25 protein-coding genes and 1 pseudogene are annotated in these 23413 nt (G+C 36.8%); 13 read left to right on the top strand and 13 right to left on the bottom strand.

Features of this window, described 5'->3' with window-relative positions:
* Positions 1-52: 52 nt before the first annotated feature.
* Together H6G06_RS19835 and H6G06_RS19830 are read right to left on the bottom strand one after the other, a co-directional pair.
* Positions 53-1186 carry a mechanosensitive ion channel family protein gene (locus H6G06_RS19835; protein WP_190563232.1) on the bottom strand — a complete coding sequence of 378 codons (1134 nt, stop codon included), beginning with the start codon at positions 1184-1186 and terminating at the stop codon, positions 53-55.
* A gap of 9 nt (positions 1187-1195) precedes the next feature.
* Complete coding sequence (locus H6G06_RS19830) at positions 1196-2179, bottom strand: mechanosensitive ion channel family protein (RefSeq protein ID WP_190563229.1); 984 nt, start codon at positions 2177-2179, stop codon at positions 1196-1198.
* A 462-nt stretch (positions 2180-2641) separates the two neighbouring features.
* Between H6G06_RS19830 and H6G06_RS19825 the strand changes: the two genes are divergently transcribed.
* Together H6G06_RS19825 and H6G06_RS19820 are read left to right on the top strand one after the other, a co-directional pair.
* Positions 2642-4210, top strand: coding sequence for a metallophosphoesterase family protein (locus H6G06_RS19825; RefSeq protein WP_190563227.1), 1569 nt, complete (start codon positions 2642-2644; stop codon positions 4208-4210).
* Positions 4174-4914, top strand: coding sequence for a class I SAM-dependent methyltransferase (locus H6G06_RS19820; protein WP_190563225.1), 741 nt, complete (start codon positions 4174-4176; stop codon positions 4912-4914). The genes H6G06_RS19825 and H6G06_RS19820 overlap by 37 nt, the downstream gene beginning before the upstream one ends.
* Before the next feature lie 254 nt (positions 4915-5168).
* Here the strand turns inward: H6G06_RS19820 and H6G06_RS19815 are convergent, their stop codons facing one another.
* Positions 5169-5450 (bottom strand): hypothetical protein, encoded by a 282-nt coding sequence (locus H6G06_RS19815; protein WP_190563223.1) that lies wholly within the window; start codon positions 5448-5450, stop codon positions 5169-5171.
* 8 nt (positions 5451-5458) lie between these two features.
* Positions 5459-5905: a VOC family protein gene (locus H6G06_RS19810; protein WP_190563221.1), complete on the bottom strand. Its 447-nt coding sequence runs from the start codon at positions 5903-5905 to the stop codon at positions 5459-5461.
* Between the two features lie 84 nt (positions 5906-5989).
* Here H6G06_RS19810 and H6G06_RS19805 point away from each other — a divergent pair, with 84 nt between their 5' ends.
* The gene (locus H6G06_RS19805) at positions 5990-6451 is read left to right on the top strand and encodes a DUF4385 domain-containing protein (protein ID WP_190563220.1); all 462 of its coding nucleotides are present in this window, start codon (positions 5990-5992) and stop codon (positions 6449-6451) included.
* 47 nt (positions 6452-6498) lie between these two features.
* On the opposite strand, the gene H6G06_RS19800 is transcribed toward H6G06_RS19805, so the two are convergent.
* Positions 6499-7092 (bottom strand): Uma2 family endonuclease, encoded by a 594-nt coding sequence (locus tag H6G06_RS19800; protein WP_190563218.1) that lies wholly within the window; start codon positions 7090-7092, stop codon positions 6499-6501.
* Between the two features lie 134 nt (positions 7093-7226).
* On the opposite strand from H6G06_RS19800, the gene H6G06_RS19795 reads away from it, so the two are divergent.
* Both H6G06_RS19795 and H6G06_RS19790 read left to right on the top strand, forming a co-directional pair.
* Positions 7227-7688 carry a hypothetical protein gene (locus H6G06_RS19795; RefSeq protein WP_190563216.1) on the top strand — a complete coding sequence of 154 codons (462 nt, stop codon included), beginning with the start codon at positions 7227-7229 and terminating at the stop codon, positions 7686-7688.
* 10 nt (positions 7689-7698) lie between these two features.
* Positions 7699-9903 carry a Z1 domain-containing protein gene (locus H6G06_RS19790; RefSeq protein WP_190563214.1) on the top strand — a complete coding sequence of 735 codons (2205 nt, stop codon included), beginning with the start codon at positions 7699-7701 and terminating at the stop codon, positions 9901-9903.
* 84 nt (positions 9904-9987) lie between these two features.
* On the opposite strand, the gene H6G06_RS19785 is transcribed toward H6G06_RS19790, so the two are convergent.
* From H6G06_RS19785 to H6G06_RS19775, 3 genes are read right to left on the bottom strand one after another with little or no spacing between them, the layout of a single operon-like run.
* Positions 9988-11007 carry an aldo/keto reductase gene (locus tag H6G06_RS19785; protein WP_190563212.1) on the bottom strand — a complete coding sequence of 340 codons (1020 nt, stop codon included), beginning with the start codon at positions 11005-11007 and terminating at the stop codon, positions 9988-9990.
* A gap of 16 nt (positions 11008-11023) precedes the next feature.
* The gene (gene petJ / locus H6G06_RS19780) at positions 11024-11359 is read right to left on the bottom strand and encodes a cytochrome c6 PetJ (protein WP_190563210.1); all 336 of its coding nucleotides are present in this window, start codon (positions 11357-11359) and stop codon (positions 11024-11026) included.
* Positions 11360-11361: 2 nt separating this feature from the next.
* A complete protein-coding gene (locus tag H6G06_RS19775; protein WP_190563208.1) occupies positions 11362-11586 on the bottom strand; it encodes a hypothetical protein in 225 nt (74 codons plus the stop codon).
* A gap of 186 nt (positions 11587-11772) precedes the next feature.
* Here H6G06_RS19775 and H6G06_RS19770 point away from each other — a divergent pair, with 186 nt between their 5' ends.
* The gene (locus H6G06_RS19770; protein WP_190563206.1) at positions 11773-12567 is read left to right on the top strand and encodes a histidine kinase; all 795 of its coding nucleotides are present in this window, start codon (positions 11773-11775) and stop codon (positions 12565-12567) included.
* 299 nt (positions 12568-12866) lie between these two features.
* Here H6G06_RS19770 and H6G06_RS19765 read toward each other — a convergent pair whose 3' ends face one another.
* On the bottom strand, positions 12867-14486 hold the full coding sequence (locus tag H6G06_RS19765) for an ArnT family glycosyltransferase (protein WP_190563204.1): 1620 nt from the start codon (positions 14484-14486) through the stop codon (positions 12867-12869).
* Between the two features lie 158 nt (positions 14487-14644).
* Here H6G06_RS19765 and H6G06_RS19760 point away from each other — a divergent pair, with 158 nt between their 5' ends.
* The 3 genes from H6G06_RS19760 to H6G06_RS19750 all read left to right on the top strand — a co-directional run bounded on the left by H6G06_RS19760 (position 14645) and on the right by H6G06_RS19750 (position 16859).
* Positions 14645-15295 carry a class I SAM-dependent methyltransferase gene (locus H6G06_RS19760; protein WP_190563202.1) on the top strand — a complete coding sequence of 217 codons (651 nt, stop codon included), beginning with the start codon at positions 14645-14647 and terminating at the stop codon, positions 15293-15295.
* A gap of 119 nt (positions 15296-15414) precedes the next feature.
* Positions 15415-15924, top strand: a complete 510-nt coding sequence (locus H6G06_RS19755; RefSeq protein ID WP_190563200.1) for a hypothetical protein — start codon at positions 15415-15417, stop codon at positions 15922-15924.
* A 47-nt stretch (positions 15925-15971) separates the two neighbouring features.
* The gene (locus tag H6G06_RS19750; RefSeq protein ID WP_190563198.1) at positions 15972-16859 is read left to right on the top strand and encodes a hypothetical protein; all 888 of its coding nucleotides are present in this window, start codon (positions 15972-15974) and stop codon (positions 16857-16859) included.
* Between the two features lie 512 nt (positions 16860-17371).
* Here H6G06_RS19750 and rpsU read toward each other — a convergent pair.
* The 3 genes from rpsU to H6G06_RS19735 form a co-directional block, all read right to left on the bottom strand.
* Complete coding sequence (rpsU, locus tag H6G06_RS19745) at positions 17372-17566, bottom strand: 30S ribosomal protein S21 (RefSeq protein WP_013192888.1); 195 nt, start codon at positions 17564-17566, stop codon at positions 17372-17374.
* Positions 17567-17687: 121 nt separating this feature from the next.
* The gene (locus tag H6G06_RS19740; RefSeq protein ID WP_190563196.1) at positions 17688-18002 is read right to left on the bottom strand and encodes an RNA recognition motif domain-containing protein; all 315 of its coding nucleotides are present in this window, start codon (positions 18000-18002) and stop codon (positions 17688-17690) included.
* Between the two features lie 474 nt (positions 18003-18476).
* Positions 18477-19331 carry a 3'(2'),5'-bisphosphate nucleotidase CysQ family protein gene (locus H6G06_RS19735; RefSeq protein ID WP_190563194.1) on the bottom strand — a complete coding sequence of 285 codons (855 nt, stop codon included), beginning with the start codon at positions 19329-19331 and terminating at the stop codon, positions 18477-18479.
* A 119-nt stretch (positions 19332-19450) separates the two neighbouring features.
* On the opposite strand from H6G06_RS19735, the gene H6G06_RS19730 reads away from it, so the two are divergent.
* Positions 19451-20056 (top strand): YdcF family protein, encoded by a 606-nt coding sequence (locus H6G06_RS19730; protein ID WP_190563193.1) that lies wholly within the window; start codon positions 19451-19453, stop codon positions 20054-20056.
* Position 20057: 1 nt separating this feature from the next.
* Here the strand turns inward: H6G06_RS19730 and H6G06_RS19725 are convergent, their stop codons facing one another.
* Positions 20058-20915 carry a sugar kinase gene (locus tag H6G06_RS19725; RefSeq protein WP_190563191.1) on the bottom strand — a complete coding sequence of 286 codons (858 nt, stop codon included), beginning with the start codon at positions 20913-20915 and terminating at the stop codon, positions 20058-20060.
* 46 nt (positions 20916-20961) lie between these two features.
* Here H6G06_RS19725 and H6G06_RS19720 point away from each other — a divergent pair.
* The 3 genes and pseudogenes from H6G06_RS19720 to rsmI all read left to right on the top strand — a co-directional run bounded on the left by H6G06_RS19720 (position 20962) and on the right by rsmI (position 23112).
* Positions 20962-21396 (top strand): annotated as a pseudogene (locus tag H6G06_RS19720) (DUF29 domain-containing protein).
* A gap of 49 nt (positions 21397-21445) precedes the next feature.
* On the top strand, positions 21446-22057 hold the full coding sequence (locus H6G06_RS19715) for a PH domain-containing protein (RefSeq protein ID WP_190563189.1): 612 nt from the start codon (positions 21446-21448) through the stop codon (positions 22055-22057).
* Positions 22058-22254: 197 nt separating this feature from the next.
* Positions 22255-23112, top strand: a complete 858-nt coding sequence (gene rsmI / locus H6G06_RS19710; RefSeq protein WP_190563187.1) for a 16S rRNA (cytidine(1402)-2'-O)-methyltransferase — start codon at positions 22255-22257, stop codon at positions 23110-23112.
* The last annotated feature ends 301 nt before the right edge of the window (positions 23113-23413 follow it).

The following is a 23413-nucleotide window of genomic DNA, read 5'->3' as shown; positions in this document are numbered from 1 at the left end:
CCCCGACTTCTTTAAGAAGCCGGGGATATTAGGAATCTGAAAAATCTGAAAATTAAATTGTCATGGGTGACTCAACATAAAGAGTCGGTTCTTGCATCTTAAATTCTATACCGTAACCAAGCAATTTTTTAGAAATATGTTCATTTGCTAATTCTAGTAACCGCTTGCGAAAGTCAATTGAATTTTCATGGGAACCCAAAATAAAGAAACTCACCCTAGCCCGAATTCCTGGTTGATTATCTTGAGGAAATAAGTTAATTTTTGTACTGTTGGGGTCAATTCCAAATAAAGTAATGGTACTTTCCTTAATCACTTTTTCTAATAATGCTTCTTCAGGTTTTTCTAGAATTCTCGGAAAATCAAGATAAAGCAAGACCATTAACTTTTTTCCTCTAGTGATATTTTCAATATCAACTTTTGCCATCACTGAGTTAGGAACAATTACCAAGGTACTTTTAGCAGCAGTTCTCAGCTTGGTGGAACGCAAACCAATTGATTCTACACGAGCAAATAATGTACCTTGAGAACTTAAATTGACGCGAATGTATTCTCCGGGAACAAAAGGACGATCTAGATATAAAACAATTGTGCCAAAAATTTGTTCCAAAGTGCTTTGAGCCGCAAAAGCAACCGCTATACCCCCAATACCTAAACCTGCAATTAAACCTATTAAATTGACATTCTGACTTTGAGCAAAAGCTAAAGCTGCTATAAAACCAATAAAGACATTAGCGACTGTTTCAACAACGAGTAATAATTCATCAACTTCTAACCCTACTTTGCGAATTAAATCAATTCCATAGACGCGCAAAACTTGACGAAACAAGCGAGATGCTAAAGCCGCAAAACTGCTAATTACTGCGAAATCTAGAAAAAATTTTAGAACTTGATAAAGTCCTGTATATTGTTGCAGCAAATTCCAAGATACAGAAACAAGAACTAACGTCCCTGTAATTTCCAGGAGTTTTTCTAGAGGGTTAATTAAGCTTTCATAAAGCTTAACTATTTGATGTGGTGTAAATTTATGAATGATTATTGTTAATAACCCAGGAGTATATTTACCCACTAGCAAAGATACGATAAAAAAGAAACCAAAAATTCCCAAATTGATTCCCAATGAGATCAGAAATTTGCGTGTTTCTGCGTCAAGTGGCAACCAATTTTGGATATCGACTAAAATCTGCATTTTACTTATTTAGATGGTGATGGGTGCATCAATATTCACTGCTTCATCTGCAACCTCAAAATTAATACCAAATCCTTGAAGTTGCATGGTAATCTTTTGTTTAGCTATATCTAGCAATTGATGACGCATATCCATACCTATGTCACCAGCACCGAGAATAAAAAAGCTAATTTGTGCCTGAGTAGTATTAGTTTTTTCATCTTGGTATATATCCTTAAAATTTACTTCGGTATTGCGCGAATCAATACCAAATAGATCCTTGGTACTTTCTAAGATAACTTGACGAATCAAAGCTCTTTCATTTTCGTTGATTTTTTGATAGAACTTCAAATAAATTAAGGAAACAACTTTTCTTCCTCCTGTGAAGTTTTCGATATTTAATTCAATGAGGGAATCATTGGGAACTATAGTTACAGTTCCCTTACCGGAATTTCTAATTTTAGTAGAACGTAAACCTATGGATTCTACTCTACCAAATGTCCCATCAGGTAAACCGATATAGTCATCAACTACAAAAGGTCTATCAATATAAATGACAATTCCACCTAATAACTGTTGCAAGGTTTGTTTAGCTGCAAAAGCTAAAGCTACCCCTCCGATTCCTAAACTCGTTACTAAACCCAAGAGATTGATTTGATGAGTCTGAGCGAAAATGCAGAAGATGATCAGAGAAATAAGACCATTGGCTATAATATTACTGACTACTAATATTTCCCCATTCATTTTTTGCTTAATAGCTAACTCTAACAAATAATAATTGAAGAATTTATCAAACAGCCTAGAGGTTAACACACCAACCATGATGGCTATTGATAACCCAAGGGGAATCTCTATATACTTAAGCCAATTTTGTTGCAAAACAATTAATAAAAAGATATCAATTACTATCAAGAACAAAACAAATACCAGCCATTTCTGGTAAGGTGTAATAACTTGCTCATAGATTTTCTGTAGTTGAGGAGATAAAAACCGAGTAATGATTGATTCATTCATTTTCTACAAATAGTCAGAGACAATAAATTAAAAAGCCACGTCAATATTTGACAACTAGGCAAAATTTGCCCAATTAGTTTTTGAGCAATGCCATCTCGGATGACACTATATAATATTCCCTATAACTTTTGCTCACAGGAGTTGAGTCTATAGCATAACTCGGATAATTAATTTTCTCAGGAGATAAAGATTAAAATCTGTTTCCTATTTTTCGTAAATGTCGATATTATACCAACTTGAAGATAGTCATCTGGTTATTTTCATGAAGGAAAACTCATCAAATATGTTAAAATCATACGAAAGACTTAGGTAAAAATATTCATCTACTAGATAACGGTGTTATGCTAAATGAAAGATAAATATCAGATAGCTCAGTAACATCACTAGCATTAGATCAGATATTTGATTTTCAAAGATTGATTAACTCGTTAGAATCAGCTTAGGCGTTAGCTAATTTCAGCTATGAAATTGATTTCTGAACCATCGGTTCCTGTAAAAATTCAAAAGATGAAACAACGGGTGCGATGGCTGCATCCTAGTATTAAGCAACGAGGAATTGACCAAACCTCGATGATTTTAGATGATGGCCGAGAGGACAGTCCAGATTTTTCGTTTATGGTAATTGGCGACACTGGAACTAAATCTCAGTACACTTCCCATCCTCAACGCCAAGTTGCGGAAATGATGTTAAATCATGGGGATGATTGCCGTTTTGTCTTACATACTGGTGATGTAATTTATGTGGTGGGTTCCCGTGAGTATTATCCGGCTAATTTTATTGAACCTTACCGGGAATTTATTGTAGGTGGTGAAAACCCCAAAAATATTACTTATGACCGGATGGTTTTTAAGTTACCAATTTTGCCAGTTTTGGGTAATCATGATTACTATGATGTGCCTTTAATGTATCGGTTGGTGACAGGTTCTACCTTGCCTTTGCGTCGGATGTTACGCTACAGAGATATTGAGATTGGTTGGCATGGGTCAAATCAAGGCGACGCTTATACAAGGGCATTTATTGATTATTTAGCTGCTCTTTCTCCAGCAGACTTAGAAAATCATTTAGATGCACATTACACCGCTAAAAGTAATACAGGTCGCTGTTTGCATTACCAACCGGGACAATTTACCCGCTTACCTAATCGGTATTATAGTTTTCATTATGGCGGGATTGACTTTTTTGCCCTTGATTCTAATACTTTTAATACACCAGAACCCTTACCAGAAACCCAAGCAGGAGATATTTACCGTCGGGAGTTGCTACAGCGTCGTCAACAGATAGAACAAGAAGAGTTGCAAATTTTGGCAGAGTGTGACAAACTCAAATCCGAAAATGCAGACGAATCTGAACAACTGGCTGACTTGGGTGCTAAGGTAGACCAACTCAACGAAGTCAAGATGGATATTGAAAAGCAATTAGAATCTCATACACCTGCTGATATTGATTTTGAACAACTACAATGGTTGCAAAATCGATTAATTGAATCTTGGCATAATTCAGAAGTGCGGGGACGGGTAATATTTTTCCATCATCCTCCTTATGTTACAGAAGCAACTAAGTGGCATCAAGGACAAACTTTAGCTGTGCGTCATCGCTTGCGGGGAGTATTTGAGCAAGTAGCGGCGACTTTGGGTAATATAACTCAAGGTAGACCGTTGGTAGATGTGATTTTCAATGGTCACGCGCACTGTTTGGAATATCTGCGGACAACGGACACAGGATATGCTGATTCTCACCTTAATTATATTGTCTGTGGTGGCAGTGGTCGTCGTCCCCGTCGTCAACGGGAGGAAGGGACAGAACTGATGGAAACTTTTACTGATGTTGCTGGTGGTTCTACGCGCAAAGTTGCAGATTCACTGCTTTATGTGGGACGCAGCGGTTACGGTTCCCAGAGGAAAAAGCCTTATTCCTGTGTGCGGGTGGATGTGAAAGCAGGTTTCCCTGCTAAGTTTATTATTACACCACTAGTTACAGAATTAATAGAGGGGAAATGGTGCGATCGCTCTTTAGAACCATTTATAATTTAATACTCATCCTTCTTCTCAGTTGGGGAATCTTACTTACTTTCTCCAACCTTCCCACAGCAGCATCTCCCATTTACGAACAGCGACAAAATCACAGCCATGATGGTATCGGTAAATACTACTTTGGTCGTGAAATTGCTCAAGTCATGGGTTATACAGGTGCAGGTTGGTTAGAAAGACCCAGCCGGGAAGCGGAAGAAAAACCTAGTCAAATAGTCAATCTCCTCAATTTAAAACCTGATGATGTAGTTGCAGATATTGGTGTTGGTACAGGTTATTTAAGTTTTTTAATATCACCTTCATTACCACAAGGTAAAGTTTTGGCGGTAGATATTCAGCCAGAAATGTTAGAGATTATTGAGTATTTTAAACAACAGAAAAATATCAATAATGTTGAACCAATTTTAGCAACTTTAACTAATCCTAACTTACCACCAGAAAGCATAGATTTAGCAATTATGGTTGATGCTTATCATGAATTAGCATATCCTCAAGAAGTGATGACAGAAATTGTTAAAGCCTTAAAACCAGGTGGTAGAGTTGTTTTAGTAGAATATCGGGCTGAAAATCCCTTTATTATGATTAAACGTTTGCACAAAATGACTCAAAAACAAGTGAAAAAAGAAATGCAAGCAGTAGGTTTAGTTTTGCAGGAAAGTAAAAATTCATTACCGCAGCAGCATTTTCTAGTATTTGCGAAACAATGATTTTTTTATCTCACGCAAAGACGCGAAGAAAGAACGCAAGAGTTTGGTCTAAATAAATGAATAATCCTGTGATATGGGAAATATCAATCTATTTGTCAAAACTTCTTCTATTTCTCTTTCTTCTCTTTCTTCCCTTCGTTTCTTCGTTTCTTCGTGGTTCGTTAAAAAAGATTTATGTGCTATCGTGCAGACTAAACTAACATGATCAAGATTTTGTTGGGTTGCGCTGTTGCTTAACCCAACCTACTATAATATTATAACATTTGCGGAATTAAACTGACTTTTTTAGCTGCACCATCCCACACTATCCAGTTGATATTATCATCCAAATCAACCGCATTATTGGTAACTTTAAAATACAGCTTTCCTCCTCCTTTTACTTCCACAGCAAAATCACCTTTTTGGGCATATACAACAATAAAACCTCTATCGCGTAAGCAATACATCGCCCAATTTTTTAAAGATTGCTTATAGGGTTCGTGAGGAATTGGTGGGTTAGTAATTACGTCTTCAATAACTTTTAAAACTTTTTCCATTTTCTCATTTAATGAGGATCACAACGAATTTCAATCATAAACCCATCGGGGTCATAAAAGTACACCCCTCTACCTGTAGGACGGGTAAGGGGTCCATAAGCAATTACTAGATTATTTTCTCTGATCACGGACACAGCTTGATCAAATAATTCTGGATCAATATCAAACGCCAAATGATATGCTCTAGTAAAGGACTTCTTGGGGTCAGGGTCTGGTGGTAATAATTCCGGTTCCCCAAATAAGTCTAATATTGTTCCATCTGGGGTGACAAAATTAGCGACTTTTCCCGCATTCACAAGTTCCACCAAAGTTGCTGGTACTTCCTCCCCTGTGAGTTCGTGTAAACCCAAAATATGACCGTAAAAATGACGGGAAGCTTGCATATCCCGAACATTTAGGGCAATGTGATGAACTTTACGCAGATTACCTGGTGCAAGGACATTGCTGGGTAGCATAACCAACAAAATTTATTTACTAGGATAGAAGTTAAAAAAGATTGTACCTTTTATTTTAACTTTTATATTTAGTATAAACTCATCATGGCTTTTGATTATTCTTTAGATTTTAAGTCCATAGACTTTCGTAAAAATCCAGAACTTTATCAGGTAGGTAAAGGCGAACAGGGAGTATTGTTGGTTGAACCTTATAAATCAGAAATTCTGCCTTATTGGCGCTTTAAAACTCCTGATATCGCCAGAGAATCTAGTGAAAAAATTTATAGTATGTTTCTAGATTATCTGCAACAGGACGATTTTGTGGGAGCAGATATGGCGAGGAAATTCTTGCAAATGGGATATACCCGCTCCCGTCGCTATGCTAATCATAAAAGCGGCAGAAAATATAATCCTCATAGCACATCATCAGATAATAAAAAAGAGATATTGCCTTATGATACAGATCCAGTTAAGGCTGAATCAGCGGCAATATTTAAAGCTAAATGGATAGAAGCAAAAAATAATGATAAATATCGTCAAATGTTAGCCAATCATAAACCTAAGTAGCCATTGGGAATATTTTTTTGATAAATCATAATCCATAAATTTAGAATCTATGGATTTAAAATTATCTGCAAATCGAGAATAAAGCCAGGTAAAATATCTTCGCCAGAAAGTTTTGGTGGGTTGTGAAAATCAAAGTTGATAATTTCTACATTTTTTCCTGGTCGATAAATTTCTACTAGGGGTGTTTGTGGATCAATTAACCAACCTAAAAGTGCGCCATTATCTCTATATTCTTTCATTTTAGTGCGTAGTTTTTCTAGAGTATCAGTTTCCGAACGTAGTTCAATTACAAAATCAGGACAAAGGGGGGGAAACCGTTTTTTCTCTTCTGGGGTTAAAGCTTCCCATCTTGATAATTTTACCCAAGCTGCATCAGGACAGCGATAAGCACCACTAGGTAATTTAAATTCGGTGGAGGAGTCAAATACTTTACCTAATTTTGTTTGACGATTCCATAAACCTAGTTCTATGTTAATATCTGAGTTTCTAATTCCGCTTTCTCCACCTGTGGGGGGCATAATTATTAATTCTCCTGTTTGGCTAAGTTCTAATTTCCAGGGTTCGTTAGCAATGCAAAGTTGATAAAACTGCTCATCTGTTAAACCTACTGCGGGAGGTATGTTTAAGGTGAGGGTTTCCATAGGTTTTACTCAAAGAGGTTATTTTTATTATCAGCTAATATCAGCCAAGTCAATAATTCAATCTATCAATACCAGTATTTTTGCGTTAATATTATACTAAAGGGGTAAATTTTCTACTATGCCTACATTTGACAATGATCAATGATCAGGAATTCCTTCATGGTGCTGCATTTTTACGACTAATTGATCATGGGGAACAGATAACTATTACTCACGCATCCTGGATACACCCGTCAATTTACTTGGTTGACACTGGTAACAGTCAGTCAGCTATTCTTTTTAAAGTTTCTAAGAAACCTAAATCTGCATGGTCTTTCACTTTAAGCAGTCAAGAAGAATCATCGTTAGAGATTCTACCCAGTAAATATGATGGGATTTCACTTTTTTTAGCTCTCATCTGTCATAAAGATGGTATCTGCTGCATACCCCAAAAACGTCTTTGGAGTGTATTGGACACAGATACAGGGATTGCTGGTCAGCATATATCTGTGTTTCGCAAACCACATGGTAGTTATCATGTCAGTGGACCTGGTAGACAGAAGATGGAACAAACAGTTCCTCAGAATGACTGGCCTCGTGTACTTTTTTGCAAATAGGATAATTCCGATGACTAAGATAGATATTGCAACCGATGGATATTGTATAAATCAGCTTATTCAGAGAATTAAAAATAAAATTGGCGATATAGCCGGAGAACAATTAAAACAAACTGCTGTTGAAGTAGTCCAGAATTGTGTTGATGTCTACTCAAAAACTTTCGGATTTGGTGATGTTGGTGCTGATGGTACAGGTCTTGTGAGTAAGTCTCATAAGGGAAAAATAGCTGATGGTACTACCGGCTTAATTTACGGCAAAGTTCAAAGCGGTAAAACTAATACTACCATTGCTACATTAGCACTAGCTCAAGCTAATAATTTCCGTTGTTTTATTGTTTTGACATCAGATAATACTTGGCTGGGTAAACAAACTGCTGATCGTTTTGCTAATCAACTTGAAGGTGGTCCTGTTGTTTTTAACTGGGAACAATGGAGAAATGATCCAGAAGACTTCGCTAATAATCAATTACTTGACTACATAGAAGATACTGGCGTTGTTTTAGTATCTACCAAAAATGTACGTCATTTAGATAATTTGCTGAAAGTTCTCAAATCTTCTCGTGCTTGTAGTGTACCTACTCTTATATTTGATGATGAAGCTGATAATGCTAGTCCAAATACTAACGAAGCTAAACAAGCAAAAAAAGGAAAAGATATAGTTCCAGATAGTGCAGTTTTTGAGAAAATAGGCAACATTAGGAAAGAAGTCGCTAATCATGTCTATGTACAAATTACTGCTACTCCTCAAAGCTTATTACTACAAAATTTAGATCATCCTTGCAAACCTGTTTTTTGTGCTGCTCTCCCTAAACCTGGAAATAATTACATTGGAGGAGACTTATTTTTTGCGGATGATAGTAAATACTGTTGTACAAAAGTTGATATCGAAGAACTAGATCAACTAAAAAAACAAGGTGGCAAGATAAATCCTGGGAATAATTGGGATATTCCTCCTGGTTTGAGATTAGCTCTTTGCTGTTTCTTCTTAGGTTCAATATATAAGATCCAAACTGCAAATAATCCAGATGCTAAATACTCTTTTCTGGCTCATATTGACCATAAGCGTATCACTCATAGCACTTTAGAAAAGGTTATCCGCAGTTTTGTTACAGAAATGGATAAGGCTATTAGAGGAAAAATATCTATAGCAAAAAAAGAACAGGCTTTGAAATGGCTAAGTGAAGCATATCAAGAATTAAGCAGTACAGCAAATTTACCACCATTAGATGATTTGGTAATGCAATTAGAGCATAAACTCAGAAATGCAATCCCAAAAGTTATTGATGCCAGCAATCCTGATAAAGAACCAAAATACAATTCTGGTATGAATATTCTCATTGGAGGTAATCGACTAGGACGTGGTGTAACTATTGAGGGATTAATGATTACTTATTATGGACGTGATGCCAAACAAAAGATGATGGATACAGTACATCAACACGCACGAATGTTTGGTTATCGTCAAGAATTATTAGATGTTACTCGCCTTTTTATTCCTGAACATATTTTAGAAGATTTCCGTGCAATTCATGAAGCTGATGAGGGGATGCGTCAAGCAATTGGTGACGACCCCCACAATATTAAGATTAAGCCAGTATGGGTAGGTCGAAAACTCCAACCTACCCGTTCTAATGTTTTGAATTTAGCAGACATTAACGCTTTCATACCAGGATCGCATATTTTTCCTCGTGACCCTTTGTGGAAAGCATCAGAAATTAGCAGAAATGTGGAAGAGTTAGATAGGCTATTGGCTAATTATGAGAGTATAGGTGAGAAAGGTGAGTATCACGAAGTAGAAGTTGACTTTCTTATCAAAATTCTTGCTTATATACAAAGCCGCTATTATCCTGGATACCCCTGGAAAGATGACAGAGTTCAAGACTTGCTTGTTCAAATGAAGACAAAAGGCATCTCAAAGGGAAGGCTCAATGTTGTTCGACAAAGAAAAACGGGTGAGGGACTAGAATTGACACGACAAGAGCCGTCTAGATGGCTAGGTGTTGGTTTTATCAATAATAGGGTGCTAAGTAAACCTAAAAGAGAGTATCCAGATGTTCCTACCCTTTTACTTTACTATTCAAAAGGTGAGAAGAAAAAAGGTTGGGATGAGCAACCACTTTATCTTCCAACATTAATTTTACCTAAAAGCAAGTTTGTCTTCATGTTCAATTACTCAGATAAACCTGAAGAAATAGACGATAGCCAATTAGAGTAATACTAAGCAAGTAATTGAAAACCTAAAAACAGTAAATGGTGGGTGACACTATCGCTAACCCACCTTACAAATATAACTTATTAATTAACGTCGATACTCATCCCCACAATCACCAATTAACTGATACAAATCCCGTGACTGTTGCGAAACCGCATCTATTTTTTCAATATCCTCACCATCCAAACTAAACCCAAACACCCGCGCATTATCTTCTAGATGTTCCGCAATTCCTAACCTTGCACCCACAATTACACCCCCTACCGCTGGCTGATTTAAAATGTAATTCACAGCCACATTAGCAATACTCACTTGATGCTTATCAGCTATTTGTTTCAGGGTAGAAAGTAAGATTTGAAATAATGTCCAACCACCCCAGTTATCAATCATATTTTTGTATTTCTTCAAACTGGTGGTATTTAAATCAAAACCCCGTGGTTCTGGTTTACCTAAATATTTTTCTGATAACAAACCACCGCACACACTACCATAGGTAAACAATTTAATGTCATGTTCCTGACAGAATTTAACCATGTTTACTTGTGGTCTTCTGTCAACCAATGAAAACTGCACTTGGTTAGAAACAAGTTTGATTCCTGCTTCGGTGATAATTTGCAAATGTTCAGTATCAAAATTAGTTAAAGCTAAATGTTTTATTTTTCCTTCATCTTGCAATTCTGCCATATATTTGAGAGCATCTAAATAATTAGAGTCTCGATATTCCCACCAATGGAACTGCATTAAATCTAATGATTTAACATCCATTCTTCTCAAAGAAATATCAATATTATCCTCAACCAGTTTTTTCGTCATCTTTCCCGGACGAGGAACCCATTTTGTAAAAGCTTGAATATTATTAACTGCTTCTTCTCCACCAGTCGCAATTAATTGACGACGAAATTCACCAATTAAATCTTCTGCTGGTCCATAATGGTCTGCTAAATCCCAAGTCGTAAAACCAGCATCCACATATTGAAACATGGACTCAATCGCAGTTTTAGGATTAATGCGTCCATGTCCACCGGAAACTTGCCACATTCCATTTAAAATTCGGCAAATTTTTAAATCAGGAGTAAATTGTAAATAGCTTTCTTGAGGTAAAGTCATATATTTTAGTGTATTGTTATTTCCAGTTTTTTTCAGCTTGTTCCAAAACATAAGCTGCCACATTTTGAATTTCTTCAGTTGTCAATCTTTCTTTGTATGCCGACATATTATTTTTACCATTGGTGACGATGTTTGTAATCGACTCTAGAGAATCCATACCATATTTTTTCAGTGCATTCTTTTTTAAATTCTTTCCCCTTCTAATAATGTTACCACCATTGATATGACATCCAGCACAATGAACGCTAAAAATCTCTGCCCCATTTTGGGTATCTAAAGCGTTAGCAGCTAAGGTAAAATTGATTATCCACAAGCAAAAAGTGAATAATATCAAAGTCATTAGTTTTTTCATTTTTATAAAGATTCAAAATCAGATGTAAAGCCTGGAAAATTGGCACATTTTTCTTGAAATTCCTCTGCATCACTGACATCCTCAATTTTGTAAGACATGATGCGAGTGCCATCTGGAAGTTTTTTAGAACCAATCAATTCACCTTGATAATTTCCCGCCATCGTCTTAAATTCAGCACCATAACGTTTCCACGCTTCCCCATCACAGGTGATATTGACACGCCACATAATTAATTTCTAATTATTACCACTAATATTCATTATCTCACAAATAGGTAATTTAGCACAATTCACCCATTTGATGCTGTGTTTTCTATCTAAAGGAGGTGTCTGGAGAAAAAATACTACGCCATAATGTCAATGTAGCATTATGTCCAATTTCTATCCAAATTAGCTAAATTCTAAGGGGTAAAAATGACTAACAACATCAAAGAAAAAATCCAAGCCGATTTACAGGAAGCCAAAGCAACTGGACAGTTAAGAACAGAGAACATTCGCGAAATTGTCAAGTCCGCAGTTGCTCAGGTTGCTGGTGAATTAAAAGAAGGTTCTAGCGAGTTACGCACATTAGTTAAAGATGCTGTTTCCACAGTAATTGACAACCTCCAAGACAAAGGTAGCGAAATCAAAGAAGAAGTAACCGCTTCTATTGAAGGTGCATTAGAAGCAGTAAATAGTAAAAGACATGAAGCTATTGTTAAAACCCAAACAGAACTAAAGCAAATCCAGGCGAAACTAGATAATGAAGAAGAACAACTTCAACAAGAAGTAGATGGAATGTTAGCAGAAATTGAAAACACCAATCAAGATAAATCAGCTAATATAAAAGATGCGATCGCATCAGCCGTTAATGCCATCCAAGATAGTGAAGAAGTCGGTTTATTAAAGAAACGCTACGCACAATTGCAAGCACAGGTAGCCATTATCCGCGCCAATTTAGCTGCACGTTATGGCGGACGTTCTGGGGAAGTCAAAGACTATTTAGACGATGCCAAAACCTGGTATAATCAAGCCCGTCCCAAAGCTGAAACAGTCGCTACACAGGTAGAAGAAAAACACTCTCAGTTAGAAACTAAAATGGGTGAAGCAGGTTCAGCATTAGCGAAAAAAGAACGCCAATTAAAGCAAAGTTTGAGAGAGTTATTATTAGCAACGGCAGACTTATTCAAAGATAAGGAATCTACTAAGCAAGAGACTCATGTTAAATAGATTTAATGTTGTTTCTCAATAGGTAAACATCATTAAATGTCAGAGGTTGTTTGAAAAGTATTGTATGAAACCAGCAATTGCCAGAAACCTAACCCCCCTACCCCCCTTCCCTACAAGGGAATGGGGATTTTAAAGCCTCTTCCCTTGCAGGGGAGAGGTTTGGAGAGGGGTTAATTTATACATAAAAAACTTTTAAAACATCCTCTAAGAGCAATTTTTGTTCGTAGTGTCTGCATAGCATCTTGTCGAGAGCGTTCTATCAATCTCTAAAGTGCTAAAGCCCTAACTACGAACTTTTTTTACAATGGTAAAACTTGAATTAATTGATAATCTTTTACACTACCAACAACGCGATAATTTTTAGCTAAATCACCAGCTTTAGGCGTATAAATCCAAGCATAACTCAAAGTTGGTAATTGAGAAATTGACTCTACATTCTGACCATGAATAGGAGTATAAAAATTAATTAATACAGAATTTTTATCATCTGATTTCACAAAAGCTACCGGATGATTTTTGAGAATAGCCGCAATAGATTCTTGCTGAAAAAACATTCTAAATTCAGGATTCAAGTCTGCTAATAACCCTAAACTACCAGCCGTAGCTATAGACAACCAACTGGCAATTAACCAACCACCAACCCAGTAACGAGCAGTGAGAAATTTTTGATGAAAATGATAACGTCCAATCCAAATTAAAGGCACAATTAAACAACCTAAGCCCGAAATTACAGCTAGAATTGCATACCTTTGAATATCAACAAAATTTGCAACTAAAGCAACTATACCAGCCAGAACAAAAATAATACCTAAAATACCAAAGGCATAACTAATATTTCGGGGAAGATATGCTTTAATTTTAGTCGATTTTCCTTGGTGGTAAATTTTTCCTAACCAGTCTAGACCTACAGCCGCAAACATAGCAACAAAGGGATAAAGACAAAGACTATAGTGAGAAAACCGAGTAGAAAATAAACTAATTTCTGTCAATAGGATGAGCGGAAAACCCACTAATAAAAATTGGTAGTTGGGTATGGGTTGACGAATTACCAAACCTAATCCTAAAAGGCTGAAAAATAACCAAGGAAAAGATTTTAAAGGTAGATTCCAAAAATAGAAAAGTATGCCATTTCCATGTTGTTCCCGACTACCAAGTTGCACCACAAAACCCAACAACTGGCCAACACTATCACCACCATAACGCAGCCAGTTAAACCACACCCAAATCAAAGTAGGAATTAAACCGACTAAAAACCCCAAATATAACATCGAGTTGGTAAGATGACGATGACGGCGATGTTCTCCAATTAAATAAGGTAATAATGCTACCATCGGCAAAAATATCATAAAGCTTCTCATCAAGAAGCCTAAACCGAAACTGATACCGACAATCAAACCATAAATAAGCCTATACTTGGGATATAATTCAGCTTGTAATAAACACAAAATAGCTAAACATACCAATAAAATCATTGGTACATCAGGTGCTGACAAGCGACTATATTGCAGCCAGAGAAATTCCACACTCAAAATAGCAGACGATAGGTAAGCTAATTTTTTACCAAGTAATATTTTAGCTATTTCGTATATAACTAATATGCTCAAAATTCCAGCAATCATACTAGGTATTCGTGCTGTAGTATCACTGACACCAAATGACTTATAAAAAATAGCAATTAACCAATAAAAACCAGGGGTTTTATGATGGGCATTTTCCCAAGGCGCTATCCAGTCACCAGAATCAAACATCAAACGCGCTCTCCACGCATAAAGAGCCTCATCATGAGCCATCAGGCTATTTTCACCAGAAGTAAAAAGCAATAAAGGTAGTAGCCATATTAACAAAGTAGTATAGTGAGATTTTGATAATAAATGAATTGGCTGCCAAATTGAGGCAAATAATGGTGATTTAGAAAACATTCAATTAATACGAATAAAAGGCTGAACTGTAGATTTTGTGTCGGTTTTATTCTAAAATTATTTCGGTTAGTATACACAATCTCAAATCAAAATACTAACTAAATTCACCCAAATCAGGCGAATTTTTTTTCTCACATAAACTTCTCAAACAAATTTTTATGCTGTTGCGACCAAATCAACGTCTCAAGTTAGATGACACAGATGACAAGTTGTTTTATGACTACCCACGCTTTGTCACTCATGTTGATGAAGGCTTCATTCAACAATTAACAGATTTATATCGTCAGCGACTCCAACCCAACACGCGCATTTTTGATATGATGAGTAGTTGGGTCTCTCATCTACCAGAAGAAATAGAGTTTGACCATGTTGAGGGACATGGACTCAATGCTGAGGAACTAGCACGTAATCCTCGATTGAACCATTATTTTGTACAGAATATCAATGAACAGCCTCAGCTACCCCTGCCAGATCAAAATTTTGATGCTGTTGTCAACTGTGTTTCTGTCCAGTACATCCAATATCCAGAGGCTGTATTTTCCGAAATTCACCGCATTCTTAAACCTGGTGGTGTGGCTATTATGAGCTTTTCTAACCGGATGTTTTATCAAAAGGCGATTCAGGTCTGGAGAGATGCCTCAGAAACGTCTAGAGTCGAGTTAGTTAAGCATTACTTTGCCTCAGTACCGGGATTTACCACTCCTGAAGTGATTGTTAATCAATCAACAGCCCCGAATTTCTTGCAGTGGTTGGGTTTACCTAGCGGAGATCCTTTCTATGCGGTGATAGCTTATCGCCTTAAATCATAAAGCTGCGGAAAAATTAGTCATCTTCAATACCAATCATGATCAAAATGTAAATTTTCTGGTACAAAGACTAAACTAGAGCAGATAGTTGCCTCAACCTCAAGCATAGAAGGAGAACAAACGTGATCTTATCTCGTAGTCGCAGGATTTTAGCCGGTTTATTACTTTCTGTTTTATTGCTGACTACAGCTTGTGCTACAAAAGCACCCAGTCGTTTTGATCAGGTACAACAGGAAAGCACGAAACAAAAAAGCGGTCAGGCGGTCGCTAAAAATGCTACTCAGGGCAGCACATTAAACGCATTCTTTCCTGAAGGGGAAGATGGCTATGAGCGAGTTTATACCCAGGAGAAAAAAGGCTTTGCGGAAGCGAATTTGAAAAAAGACGGTAAAGTTGTAGCCCAATTAGCTATTTCTGACACCACCAGCACGCCAACAGTAGCATCAAAATATGCCAACAGCACTAAGAAAATTGATGGTTATCCCGCTGTAGAACAGGGTAAAACCCAAACATCTGTTTTGGTTGGTAAGTATCAAGTCAAGGTGATTTCTAAAGATCCATTGTTTAACGCCAGCGATCGCGAAGATTGGATAGAGAAATTTGATCTTGATGATTTAGCCCAGTTGAAATGACCTGTACTCTAAATTTCAGATAACAAAAGATCAATCAGGAGATTTTTGTGAGTAAATCAATTTTCGAGTTAGTTGATGAACTACCCACCGGTGGCTTAACTGTTTCCATGTTGAACGCTTTAGATTTTATTGCTCCCGGTGAGTGGCAAAATCCTGTGGGCTTTGTTAATACTATTAAAACCGTGACTGGTGAAGATGATGAGGATTTAATTCAGCAAATTGGTGAACGGGCGATTTATCTTTTCAATGACAAATCCCAAGGTTATCAAACAGCTTTATGGCTTTATCAAACTGTTGATGGTACTGATAAAGCTCTTGGTGCAGCAGCTTTGGCTAATAAAGTTGGTGAATCAATCCCCCTCTTCGGTTTTTTAAACTCCATCACTCCCAAACCAGACAAAGCTCAAACTATTGACTTAACCTTAAAAATAGTAGCTGAATTAGTCGCTTTTTGCCAAATTAACGGTATTCCCGGTGATAGTATTGGCGATTTTGTCGGTGCTTTAGGCGAATATAGTGGTGAATCAATGATTCGCATGGCAGCATTAATTTGTGTTGATGGTATCATCCCTCTTGGACCAGATTTCATCCAAAAATCTTTATCTATGATCAGTCAGATGAATCCCCAAGAGTTAGACCAAAACTCCACTTTCAGAGCGATGAGCAATGTAATTCCTGGTAGCGGTACTAGTGGTAAACTAGACTTTATTGGTCAAAGCCTTGATTCTGTTAAAGGTTGGATGAATGGTATAGTTAGTGGTAATGCTTTAACCGCACAGAAAGTCCTTGGTCACTTTCACGGTTTTCTAGAATTTAGTGATGACAAATTAGACTATGTAGCGGCGTTTCTAGATATGTCAACTAATTACTATGAACATACTGGAACCCAAACTTTAGCTCGACGCTTGATTGAACGCGCAGTGGCGGAAATTTAGCTTATTTTCTAACCTAAATAGGGCTTGCTGAAAAAATACCAAACCTAGATAAATCAAGGCATGGAGGCTGATATACAGGAAAATAGGTGCAGGGTTTTTGAAGGGTAGAGTACCAAAACAGTGCATTTTAGGTCTGATAAATCAGAAAATTTGGTAATGTGAGATAGTTCAAACTGTTCCCTGTTCCCTGTTCCCTGTTCCCTGTTCCCTGCCTTCACGAAAAGACTTTCTCAGCAAACCCTAAATACAACTTGTAGTAGTGCCGAAAACAAATACAGCACTACTACAAACAGGTTTTTCTATTAATCTGTACTAATTACTTGTGGCTGTTATAATACGTCACCACAAAGAACAGAAATTAAGCGGAATAATGAAGGGATGCTAACTGGTTTTTACAGTTGCAGTAAACATTACTCTGGAGTCATAACAACGGACAAGGCGCTTGGAACATCTACTAATGATAAAACTTAGAAACCAAAAGATTTTAGTCCTGTCACCTGTCACCTGTGAGACTACTTGAAGCGAGAACGTTGTTGACGACGTTGCTTGTGTCTAGCTATTGCTTTACGCTTCTCTTTTTCTAAAGGTGTTTCAAAATGGCGATTCTTCCGCATATCTTGGAAAATTCCGGCTTTAGAAACTTCACGCTTAAATCTCCGCAAAGCTGATTCAATACCTTCATTTTCCCCTAAAACTACTTGTGTCATTCCTATTCCTCCTTTTTTGGGTTAATACATACAAACTAGAGTTAAAAAAATATCTCAGCAGAGTCGAACTTTTGGCTTTATCTGCTGGAGACTCTAGATTTAAAAATTTTTCAGAACAGGATTAATAACGGCGATCTCCACGACCACCACCGGAACGACCACCGCCACCCCAACTCCCGCGAGGACTTCTTTCTTCACGGGGTTTAGCCTTGTTCACTTTTAAATCTCTCCCCATCCACTCAGCACCATCTAGGGCTTCAATGGCGGCTGTTTCTTGTTCTTCAGTCTCCATTTCCACAAAGGCAAAACCACGTGGGCGGCCTGTTTCCCTATCAGTCGGTAACTGCACACTTTTAACTTTACCGTACTCAGCAAAAGCCTGTTTCAGGTCTTCGTCTGTCACCTGATAGGATAAATTTCCAACGTAAATCGACATAGATGGATGGTCTCCCAAACCAGAGAGTGTAGAAAGTTAGATTCGGAGAGACGCATTTAAATGAAATTAAAACGACTTACTCAACCGAAAATAATCCTTATATCCACAAGTATAGCACAGCCTTTGAATATGAACTCCTGGTGACTAAAAAACTATAGACTTGCTCAAGCCAAATCGCAAAGCATCTGCTGATGCGGCTAGATGACATGATTATGTGCAAACTAGTGGTTTCTTAGCGATCGCCACTGCTACTGCGCTTAACGCCACAGCCTCCGAGTTTTGAGAAAATCAGGCTGAAAACTAAAAGAAAGGATCTAAGAAATTATCACTCTCATTTATGGTGATTTCTAACCATAGCATAACTAATGTCTCCCTTAAAAGAAATTTATAAAACTAGGGTGTAGAATGCAGGGTGTGTTCACCTACATCACACACTCGATACTTCACATCTCTCTTAACGCTTTTATCCTGGCTTCATTTAGCCACAAACTCAGCTAGAGTTTGCTCTGCTTTCTGACACAATATTTCATGATCTTGAGAACTACTAGCCAGCAAACCACCCCATTGATTGATATCACCAGTGTTATACTCTAGTGGCTTACCGTCAAAGTGCGTAAATTTACCACCAGCTTCTGTTAAAATTAGTTCAGGTGCAGCCATATCCCAATCTTTAGGGGCAGACTTACCAGAAAGGGAAATGTAAATATCCGCCTGTTGTTCCACAATAGCAGTAACTTTACAACCTACACTTCCAATCGCTTTTTGTTTTTGACAGGGTAGATTTTTGAGTAAATATTCTAACCTTTCATTACGATGAGAACGACTGACAACCAAGGTTAAATCTTCCATAGGTTTATCAGCAGCCATTTTCAAGGGACGAGAACCATCAACGGTTTCCACAAAAGTCCCACCGCCTTTGGTAGCATAATATATCTTTTCAGCTTCTGGTATTGCCACTACTGCTAAAATCGGTCTTGTATCTTGGACTAAAGCAATGTGAATTGCATATTCCCCAGTTTTATCAATAAAATCTCTTGTACCATCCAACGGATCAATGATCCAAACCAACTCAGCAGAATTTTTACCCTGTTGAGATTTATAGGTTTCTTCGCTGATATAACCAAATTCTTCATTACCGAAAGCTGCCTGTAGCTGGGATAGGATATATTCACTAACAGCGACATCGGCAACAGTAACAGGCTCATTCTGCTTATACTGTACGTCTAGGTTAGGGTTTTGGGCAGTTCCGTGATAATAAGAACGCAGTAACTTAGCTGCACCCCAACCTACTTCACGAGTAATTTTTAGTATTTCTTGTAAATCTTTCATCAAAATTATGTCTAAAAACTAGATTGTACTACATCAGGAGGAATTTAAACCTTCTTGGATCGGGAAAAGCAAGTGGCAGTTAAGTATTTAATATTAATGTCAACTTTCCCCTTTTAGCTATGTTAAAGTACCGCATTAAAAAACCAAGACTTGTTCTGATGGCACTTAGCTTGGTATCTGCACTATTTTTAGCGATCGCCTCTATAGCTAGTAGTATATATTTTTATGGTAACAATCATACTCATATTCAGGCAGATGCAGCAATTATTCTCGGTGCAGCAGTTTGGGGAGAAAAACCATCTCCTGTGTTCCGAGAACGTATTAACCACGCTATTAATCTTTATAAAAATGGTTATGTTCGCACTCTCATTTTTACTGGGGGAGTGGGTTCTGGTGATGAACTAGCAGAAGCGGTAGTTGGTAAACGTTATGCTGTCAATAAAGGTGTGAAAGCTGCTGATATTTTTATGGAAACGACATCTCGAACTACTCACCAAAATCTTCAAAATGCTTCAGAATTAGCTGCTGCTTACGCATTAAAAAAGGTGCTTATTGTTAGTGATCCACTGCATTTAAAACGTGCGGTTTTAATGGCTAGAAATTTAGGTTTAGATGCACAACCATCTCCTACACCCACTACTCGCTATCAAAGTTTAAATAGTCAGTTGCCTTTTTTGATGCGAGAAACTTATTTTTACTTTGTTTATTTATTATTTAAAATCTAATTTAACTTTCCATCCAACGGCGTGTACCAAAATATTTACAAGCCTCAGCCGCAATATTACTGGACAATTCAAGAGCATCAGTGAAAGTAGTTTGTAAAATATAATGACAGAAAGCACCGTGAAAAATATCTCCTGCTCCTAATGTATCAACAGGTTGAATTTTTGGCACATTGATAAAACCTCTCTTTTCATAACTTAAATATTCTATAGGTTTTGGTCCTTGAGTAATGGCAATATGGGGAATATTAAAACTTTGTAGATACTTAAAAACATCTTCTTGATTTTTACAGTCTGGAGGATAAAAATTAGCCGAACAAATTGCATAATCTACAAAAGGTAAAATTTCTTCAAAGCCTGGTTTCCAGCTACCTCCATCAATAACAATAGGGATATTCTGAGTTTTAGCTTTTTGGGCAATTATCTTACTTACTGCTATTTGATGTCCGTCAATTAAAACAATATCAATATTCTCTAATATATCGGCGGGTATAGAGGTAATATTAGCTTGGTTTTTCACAGCGTTGATAGAAATTACTGCTCTTTCTCCGGTACTTTGGGTGACAATAATTGAAGATACTGGTGGTGATGTTTGTTTATTAGCATCTAAATCAATAATTGGGACTTGATAATTTGCTAAGTCGGTAGTAATTAACTGTGTCATCAGATGAGAACCCAGCACCCCTAAAAGCTGAGATTTATTGCCTAAGTAACTAAATGTAACAGATGCGTTTGTTGCTGGACCTCCTGCTGCTACAGTATAATCATCAGCAACTAATTTTTGATTATTCTGGGGCAGTGATTGGGCAAGGTAAATTAAGTCTAAGGTAATTAAACCTACAAACAATGCAGATTTGGTCATTGATGATTAGTGATTGGTAATTGGGAAATTATACAATATTTTATCTATGAAGAAAACTACTCATGACAATGATTTTTATGCTTGGACACAAGAACAAGCATATCTACTAAGAACCGGACAATTTAATCAAATTGATGTGGCTAATATGGCGGAAGAAATTGAAGACATGGGACGTTCTGAAAAACGCGAGTTAGAAAGCTGATTAGAAGTATTAATTATACAGTTATTAAAATGGCAATTTCAGTCTAACTTACGTTCTCGTAGTTGGCAATTAACCATCAAAGAACAACGTATACGTTTAGAAAAACTATTGAAACAAAATCTTAGGCTTAATTCATTTTTATCAAATTCTTTAGAAAAAATTTATCAACTGCCTATTATTAGTGCAGAAAGAGAAACAGGTTTATCTTCATTCCCTGAAAACTGTCCTTACAGCTTAACAGAAATTTTTTTATCCGAATTTTTACCCAATGATATTTAATTTACAGTATAATAGTAAAAATCTTTTCTTTTGGGAGATATAGAAATATATGTTTAAGAACATGGCAATGGATGCACTGGGTTTGAGTGATATTGGTGCTGTCATTAAACCTGAAGATTACAACAAAGTTGATAGTGATGACTATGTAATGCACGAAGAAGGGGAAAAAATTTACTTTTTAATTAAATCAAAAACCGATGAATACTGTTTTACAAATCTGGCTTTAATTCATCTTGATGGTACTTCTGCGGTGAGCAAAAAACGCCTACTCAAGCGTTATAATTATAGCCATAATATCATTAAAGATGTGGCTTTAGAAACGGCTGGAACAGTAGACATGGATATTGAAATCAAGTTGAGTATGGGTGATCAATACTATTCTATAGATGTTGCCAAAGCCTACATCGCACAATTGAAAGACTTGTACAAAGCTTTACTGAAAATTTCTGCCATTCAAAAGGAAAATTCTGTTTATTACCAATATGCTCAAACTAGCTTAAATACAGCTTCTAGTACCGTTGGTCGTGCCACAAATGTTTCTACTTCTGAAGAACAGTTTAAGGCTATTAACTGGTATGCTTTTACTTGGTTAAAGTATGCCCATGATACTTATGTGCGTAAGGATTTTGGGGAAGTGTTTGAGAAGTTTATTAATAATTAATTGACTTGCTCAGGTTGAAGTTTAAATAATGTGATTTGTGTTTTGTCTGTGTCATTTTTGATTATTCAATGTTTAAATACGAGGTTGACTGAAAAAATAGAACAAAAATTAATTGATATCGGTCAACCAAATTTCTAAATTAGAAATTTTGTTAAATTAATCAAGATGCAATTGCAATTATAATATTAATAATAATTATGGCAAATGAACCAAAACCAGGGACATTATATATTGTCGGTACACCGATTGGCAATCTCGAAGATATGACTTTTCGGGCGGTGAGAATATTACAATCTGTAGATATGATTGCGGCAGAAGACACCAGACACACAGGTAAATTGCTGCAACATTTTCAAATTAAAACTCCGCAGATGAGTTATCATGAACATAACCGTAATAGTCGCATTCCTGAAATATTAGAATATTTAAAATATGGAAAAGCGATCGCATTAGTTAGTGATGCAGGAATGCCAGGAATTTCTGATCCGGGATATGAATTAATTAAAGCTTGTGTGGATGTGGAAATTGATGTTGTACCTATTCCCAGTGCTACTGCTGCCATTACCGCTTTAAGTGCCTCCGGTTTACCCACAAATAGATTTATTTTTGATGGATTTTTACCTGCAAAAAGTCAACAAAGAAGAGAATATTTAGAATCATTATTAACAGAAACCAGGACATTAGTATTTTATGAATCTCCCCATAGGTTGAGGGAAACATTGCAAGATTTGGCAGATATTTTAGGAAGCGATCGCCAAATAGTTATAGCACGAGAACTAACTAAATTATATGAGGAATTTTGGCGGGGAACAATAGCCGATGCGATCGCCCATTATCAACAAAAAGAACCCCAAGGAGAATATACCCTGTTAGTGGCAGGAATAGAACCGAGTAAACCACAAATTACAGAATCAGAACTCAAAGCCGAACTATTAGCAATGATAAAACAGGGTATTTCTCGTTCTCAAGCTAGTAGACAATTAGCAAAAGAAATATCAATTTCTCGGAATAAATTATATCAGTTGGCTTTGACGATTGAAATAGATTCGGAATAACGAACCACGGAGGCACAGAGAAGCCAGTGCTGTGGGCGGGTTTCCCGACTTGTAGCAACTGGCGCGACACAGAGATTAAGAGATCAATAGACCTCTGGTGAAAATGATTGTAGAGACGTTCCGCCGGAATGATTGTAGAGACGTTCCGCCGGAACGTCTCTACAAGGGTTTCAAACCACGCACATTTAATTACCACCAGATATCTAATATATAAAATTAATCTGCGTTTATCTGCGTTGAATATCAAAACAAAAAAACCAGGAAAGAATTTTCCTGGTTCATAGCTACTAACACTTATTTC

This window comes from Anabaena sphaerica FACHB-251 (genome assembly GCF_014696825.1).
Lineage (GTDB): Bacteria > Cyanobacteriota > Cyanobacteriia > Cyanobacteriales > Nostocaceae > RDYJ01.
This window is presented reverse-complemented; position numbering and strand designations above follow the sequence as displayed.

Coding starts and splice junctions, on each gene's coding strand:
- H6G06_RS19800 (WP_190563218.1), bottom strand. CDS start 7,092: ATGGAAACCCTCACCTTAAACATACCTCCCGCAGTAGGTTTAACAGAT.
- rsmI (WP_190563187.1), top strand. CDS start 22,255: ATGGCAAATGAACCAAAACCAGGGACATTATATATTGTCGGTACACCG.
- H6G06_RS19790 (WP_190563214.1), top strand. CDS start 7,699: ATGACTAAGATAGATATTGCAACCGATGGATATTGTATAAATCAGCTT.
- H6G06_RS19760 (WP_190563202.1), top strand. CDS start 14,645: ATGCTGTTGCGACCAAATCAACGTCTCAAGTTAGATGACACAGATGAC.
- H6G06_RS19730 (WP_190563193.1), top strand. CDS start 19,451: ATGTTAAAGTACCGCATTAAAAAACCAAGACTTGTTCTGATGGCACTT.
- H6G06_RS19715 (WP_190563189.1), top strand. CDS start 21,446: ATGTTTAAGAACATGGCAATGGATGCACTGGGTTTGAGTGATATTGGT.
- H6G06_RS19785 (WP_190563212.1), bottom strand. CDS start 11,007: ATGACTTTACCTCAAGAAAGCTATTTACAATTTACTCCTGATTTAAAA.
- rpsU (WP_013192888.1), bottom strand. CDS start 17,566: ATGACACAAGTAGTTTTAGGGGAAAATGAAGGTATTGAATCAGCTTTG.
- H6G06_RS19830 (WP_190563229.1), bottom strand. CDS start 2,179: ATGAATGAATCAATCATTACTCGGTTTTTATCTCCTCAACTACAGAAA.
- H6G06_RS19825 (WP_190563227.1), top strand. CDS start 2,642: ATGAAATTGATTTCTGAACCATCGGTTCCTGTAAAAATTCAAAAGATG.
- H6G06_RS19775 (WP_190563208.1), bottom strand. CDS start 11,586: ATGTGGCGTGTCAATATCACCTGTGATGGGGAAGCGTGGAAACGTTAT.
- H6G06_RS19810 (WP_190563221.1), bottom strand. CDS start 5,905: ATGCTACCCAGCAATGTCCTTGCACCAGGTAATCTGCGTAAAGTTCAT.
- H6G06_RS19765 (WP_190563204.1), bottom strand. CDS start 14,486: ATGTTTTCTAAATCACCATTATTTGCCTCAATTTGGCAGCCAATTCAT.
- H6G06_RS19770 (WP_190563206.1), top strand. CDS start 11,773: ATGACTAACAACATCAAAGAAAAAATCCAAGCCGATTTACAGGAAGCC.
- H6G06_RS19835 (WP_190563232.1), bottom strand. CDS start 1,186: ATGCAGATTTTAGTCGATATCCAAAATTGGTTGCCACTTGACGCAGAA.
- H6G06_RS19815 (WP_190563223.1), bottom strand. CDS start 5,450: ATGGAAAAAGTTTTAAAAGTTATTGAAGACGTAATTACTAACCCACCA.
- H6G06_RS19820 (WP_190563225.1), top strand. CDS start 4,174: ATGGTGCGATCGCTCTTTAGAACCATTTATAATTTAATACTCATCCTT.
- H6G06_RS19805 (WP_190563220.1), top strand. CDS start 5,990: ATGGCTTTTGATTATTCTTTAGATTTTAAGTCCATAGACTTTCGTAAA.
- H6G06_RS19795 (WP_190563216.1), top strand. CDS start 7,227: ATGATCAATGATCAGGAATTCCTTCATGGTGCTGCATTTTTACGACTA.
- H6G06_RS19725 (WP_190563191.1), bottom strand. CDS start 20,915: ATGACCAAATCTGCATTGTTTGTAGGTTTAATTACCTTAGACTTAATT.
- H6G06_RS19735 (WP_190563194.1), bottom strand. CDS start 19,331: ATGAAAGATTTACAAGAAATACTAAAAATTACTCGTGAAGTAGGTTGG.
- petJ (WP_190563210.1), bottom strand. CDS start 11,359: ATGAAAAAACTAATGACTTTGATATTATTCACTTTTTGCTTGTGGATA.
- H6G06_RS19740 (WP_190563196.1), bottom strand. CDS start 18,002: ATGTCGATTTACGTTGGAAATTTATCCTATCAGGTGACAGACGAAGAC.